This window comes from Candidatus Protofrankia californiensis (assembly GCF_900634765.1).
In the GTDB taxonomy this organism is placed as follows: domain Bacteria; phylum Actinomycetota; class Actinomycetes; order Frankiales; family Frankiaceae; genus Protofrankia; species Protofrankia californiensis.
In genome coordinates this window covers 2,181-4,384 of record NZ_CAAAFT010000360.1, presented here as the reverse complement: position 1 = coordinate 4,384, position 2,204 = coordinate 2,181, and the positions used below count along the sequence as shown (strand labels likewise).

At 71.4% G+C, this 2,204-nt stretch carries 1 protein-coding gene and 1 pseudogene; one reads left to right on the top strand and one right to left on the bottom strand.

Features of this window, described 5'->3' with window-relative positions:
- Positions 1-461 (top strand): annotated as a pseudogene (locus DD1DGNOD_RS18690) (choline dehydrogenase); the annotation flags it as partial.
- Between the two features lie 195 nt (positions 462-656).
- On the opposite strand, the gene DD1DGNOD_RS27270 reads toward DD1DGNOD_RS18690, so the two are convergent.
- The coding region (locus DD1DGNOD_RS27270; protein ID WP_165036868.1) for a hypothetical protein at positions 657-2,204 on the bottom strand (1,548 nt) is incomplete at its 5' end.

The window sequence follows — 2,204 nt, the reverse complement described above, 5'->3', positions numbered from 1 at the left end:
GAGCGGTGCCGATGGCCTCGTCGGAACGTTGCGGCCAGGCGTTGTGCCGCTGGATCAACGCCATCTTCGGCTGCACCCACCGGCATGCACGGCTCAACCAGGCCACCCACGAGGCACTCAACGACATGTTCGGCGTCGGCAACATCACCGCGCTCGGGCACCTGGCGTCGATGATGCGGGCGGACCTGGCCGTCGACGCCGCGGGCCGGGACGTCTACACCCGTGATCCGCAGTTCCTGCGGCTGCCCATCCACTTCCTGCAGGGGACGGACAACTACATCTTCCTGCCGGAGGGAACCGTGCGGACTCTGCGCTGGCTCCGCGACGCCAACGGCCCGGAACTGTACAGCCGCAGCCTCCTGCCCGGCTACGCACACCTGGACGCGATCATCGGTCAGGACGCCGACCGTGACGTCTACCCGCTCATCCTCAACCATCTGGAGTCCAACCGTCGGGGATGACACGTCGGATGACGGGTTCAGATGGTGACGGGTTCAGGATGAGGCTGTGCGGGATAAGGCTGTGCGGGATAAAGCGTCGGGGCGGGACGCCGGAGGCGCGGCCGTCCGGGGTGGGCGTCGAGGTGAGCTCCGGCCCCGAGCGGCCCGGTCCAGGGTGGATGGAACCGGGCCGTGGCCTGAGGCGCGGCACCTGGGTCAGGCGTGCGGTACCTGCCGGGCCGCGCGCGTCTGCACCGCTTTCAGGCCGAGCTGCGCGGCTGTCCGCAGTGCTGCCGTACGCAGCTCCTCGGCGCGTTCCCGGTCGCCGTCGGAGCCCCTCGACATCAGCACGAGCGCGTACTCCATCTGGGTGAGCGCGACGAACGGAGGAGATCCCATCGCGTGGTGCCGCTGTAGGGCCGCCTCGAGGTGCGCGCAGGCGGCGTCCCACCGGCCCAGTGTCGCGGCGAGCACACCGAGGTGGTGGGTGACCGCACCGAGGAAGCCCGCCAGACCCAGGGTGGCGTTGTGCCGGGCGAAGGGAAGGATCAGCTCGTAGAGCTTCCCCGCCCATACCCGGTCCCCGATCGCGGTTACCGCCTGGATGAACGCGACGATCGTCGCCCACCACGAGTAGTTCTCGTCCAGCTTGGCCGGGGCGTCCGGGGAGAGGCTGCCCAGCAGTTTGCGGACCTGGTCGTCGGCTGCCGACTCCGCACCCAGCCACGCCCTCATCGCCGGCCAGATCTGGATCTGCGACTGCAGGGTCGCGATGTCGTCGATGAGCGAGCGGGTCTCACCGAGGTGTCCCTGCAGCCACAGCATCGGAAGTGCCTGACCGATGAGGATGAGTTCGGTCTGCGAATGGCCCAGCTGGCGAAGCCGGGTCTGCAGCTCGCCGGTCAGGCGTTGGGCGTGTTCGTACCGCCCCTCGATCGTGGCGACGACCACGTCCCACATGGCCGCCATCCGCAGGAACTCGGGATGGCGCAGCTCCCGGGCGAGGTCGGCGAGAGTGGCGGCGGTGTCGGCCGCCAGCTCGAAGTCCCCCCGCCGGAACCGCGCGGACATCCTGATCCGCAGCCCGTCCAGGAGCAGCTCGTGGTTACCGAGCTCCTCGCCCAGACGCAGGATCTCGGCGGCGTCGGCGAGCTGCTCGTCGACGTCACGGGGGCCGTCCAGGGCCCAGCAGCGGTGGCACAGGACGATGGCCAGCGTCGCCAGGTCGTCCACCCGCCGGGCCATGGCGATCGCTTCCTCGCAGAGGGCCACCCGCTCGGCGTACGGGCGCTCGTGGTGCACCCAGTGGGCGAGGCGTCCAAGCGCCCTGGCCCGCGCGGGGCTGTCCACGTTGCCCAGGCGCTCCAGCGTCTCCTCCAGCAGCGCCTGACCCTGGGGATCCGGACTCACCGCCGGGGGCAGCACACCGCCGTACCCGAAGGCGGCGCGGGTGAACAGGTCGGTGACGTCGCTGTCGCGGGCGACCGTGGCCGCCTCGACGAAACGGGCGTCCCGGGCCGGGTACTCCCCGGCCCGCCCGTGGGCGTCGCCCAGGGCGAGCAGCAGCTCGGCGCGCAGCCCTCCACCGTTGCGCTCCAGCACGTCAAGCGCACGGCGGTAGTGCAGCACCGCGCCGTCGAAGGCCGCCTCCGCCAGTGCGCGGTCACCGGCGAGCCGCGCGTAGTGGACGGCCCGGTCGGCGACGGCCGGGTCCGCGCACGCCCAGTAGTGGTGGGCGAGCTCGGCGTGGGCGCTCGCCTGGCG